This window comes from Streptomyces sparsus (assembly GCF_054776295.1).
Map to the genome: position 1 here is coordinate 1 of NZ_BAAHCA010000732.1, position 2503 is coordinate 2503.

Annotated in this window: 2 protein-coding genes; both read right to left on the minus strand. The window is 73.5% G+C overall.

The genetic code is table 11. The annotated features are described in order from the left end of the window. Positions 1 to 62 precede the first annotated feature (62 nt). Complete coding sequence (locus tag ACYVE9_RS22725) at positions 63 to 248, minus strand: hypothetical protein (RefSeq protein WP_461029752.1); 186 nt, start codon at positions 246 to 248, stop codon at positions 63 to 65. Between the two features lie 116 nt (positions 249 to 364). Further along, a partial coding sequence (locus tag ACYVE9_RS22730; RefSeq protein ID WP_461029753.1) for a S41 family peptidase occupies positions 365 to 2503 on the minus strand: 2139 nt, incomplete at its 5' end.

Here is a 2503-nt window from a genome sequence, read left to right on the forward strand (position 1 = left end):
CCGGCTCTCGCTCGGCGCCGGCTTGCCGTCAGTACCGGTCACCGGTCGACACCGGCCGCCGTTCAGCGGCCGTGCCGGTCCCGGCGCTCGCGGGCGTCGCCCATGCGGTCCTTGGCCTCCTGACCCATGTCCCGCTTGCCCTTGTGCTCGCGCTCCCGGGTGTCCTTCGACTCCTTGTCGCGCTCCTGCATCGCGTCCTTGGCCCTCTGGGCCGCTTCCTGCGCCTTGTCCTTGAACTGGTCTGCCATACCCATGGTTTCTTCTCCGTAGATCGGGGGGCGGTTACGCCTCGATCAGCGTGGCACGGGCCGACATACTTCGCATCACGGACGGCTACCGAGCGTCACGGCACCTGCGCGCACCCTCAGGGCGGGGTCGGCCGGTCGCGGGGCGGCAGGGGCGGGCGTCGGCGGTCGGGGACCGAACCGTAGCCGGGAGGAGTGCGCGCCGGGTGGCGTTCCAGCAGGTCGAGGGCGGTTCGCACGGCGGTGCTGAGCACCATGTAGCGGCCCTCCGCCCAGTCCAGCGGGGTGCGCAGCGCCTCGATGTCCGGGGCGACGCCGTGGTTCTCCACGTCCCAGCCGTACTCCTCGAACCAGGCGGCGTTCATCGGCACGGTGATCACCGTGCCGTCGCCGAGCCGGTGGCGTCCCGTCATGCCGACCACTCCGCCCCAGGTGCGGGCACCGACGACCGGGCCCAGGCCGAGCAGCCGGAACGCCGCGGTGATCATGTCGCCGTCGGAGGAGGTCGCCTCGTCGGCGACGGCGACCACCGGGCCGCGCGGCGCGTTGCCGGTGTACGAGACGGGTTGGGCGTTGCGCGTCAGGTCCCAGCCGAGGATCGTGCGGGTGAGCTTCTCGATCACCAACTCGCTGATGTTGCCGCCCGCGTTGCCGCGCACGTCCACGATCAGCGCGGGCCGTGACACCTCCATGCGCAGGTCGCGGTTGAACTGCGCCCAACCGGAGCCGCCCATGTCGGGGATGTGCAGGTAGCCGCACCGGCCGCCGCTCAACTCCCGCACCGCTTGCCGCCGTTTGGCCACCCAGTCCTGGTAGCGCAGCGGCCGTTCGTCCACCAGCGGCACGATGGCGACGCGCCGGAGCGGCCCGGTGCCGTCCGCCGCGCGGAAGGTCAGCTCCACGGTGGTGCCGCCGGCGCCGGCGAGCAGCGGACAGGGGCCGGCCACCGGGTCCACCGGACGTCCGCCCACGTGGGTGAGCACCGCGCCCTCACGGATTCCGGAGCCGGCCAGCGGTGAACGGGCCCTGGAGTCGGAGGAGTCGCCCGGCAGGATGCGGGCCAGTCGCCACTCGCCGTCCTTGGTGTGGGTGAAGTCGGCGCCGAGCAGCCCGATGGGCCGCTGGTAGTGCGGCGGTCCCTCGTTGCGGCGGGCGGCGGAGACGTAGGCGTGCGAGGTGCCCAGTTCGCCCAGCACCTCACGCAGCAGGTCGGCGAACTCGTCGGGGGAGGCGATCCGTTCGAGGAGCGGACGGTACTGGGCCAGTACCGCGTCCCAGTCGATGCCGCACATCGACGGTTCCCAGAAGTAGGCCCGGGTGATCCGGCCGGCCTCCTCGTAGGCCTGCCGCCACTCCGCGCCCGGGTCCACCTCGTGCAGGATCCGCCGCAGGTCGATCGGGACGGTGGTGTCGGCGTCGGCCGACTCGTCGGCGGGGACCGCGCTGAGGTGGCCGTCGTCGTTGAGCACCAGGCGGGTGCCGTCGCCGCTCACCTCGAACCCGTCCGCGTCGCTGCTGAGTTCGGTGCGCCGGGCCTTGACCAGGTCGAAGTGCTCCAGGGTGGGGCGCCCCGAGGTGTCGGCGGGGTTGGCGAAGGTCTCCCCGAGCGCGCCGGAGATCGGGTACCGCAGCCAGATCAGTCCGCCGCCCGCGACCGGTTGCAGCCCCGAGTACTTGGAGGCCGTCACCGGGAACGGGGTGACGCGGCTGGCCAGGCCCTCCGCCTCGACGGTGACGGTGCCGTCCTCGCCAGTGCCCTCCTCCACGGTCTGCGGGTCGAGGCCGCCGGCCGCCGGCCGGCCCTCCGGGGAGAGGGCGAACGGCGACGGGGTCGCCGACGACAGCGGCACCAGGTAGGGGCGGCAGCCCAGCGGGAAGGACAGGTCACCGGTGTGCACGTCGTACACGGGGTCGAAGCCGCGCCACGACAGGAACGCCAGGTAGCGGCCGTCGCGGGTGAAGACCGGCTGCTCGTCCTCGAACCGGCCGCCGGTGACGTCCAGGATCGTCCGGTCCGCGAGCCTGGCGATCCTGATCTGCCGCAGGGACCGGCCGATGCCGGGGTGGGCCCACGCCAGCCAGCCGGAGTCGGGGGAGAAGGCCAGGTCGCGCACGGGCCCGTTCACCGACCGGATCAGCTCGGTGACGTCGGTGGTGTCCCCGGCGACGTCGGACGTGGCCCCGGTGCCGGGGAACGCGTCACCGGTGCCGGGGGCCGCGAGCCCGCCGCCGGCGGTCCGGGGCGGGCCCTCGTCGCC

Bases quoted from the DNA above. Each gene is read 5' to 3' on its own strand.
- ACYVE9_RS22725 (WP_461029752.1), bottom strand. From the start codon at position 248: ATGGCAGACCAGTTCAAGGACAAGGCGCAGGAAGCGGCCCAGAGGGCC.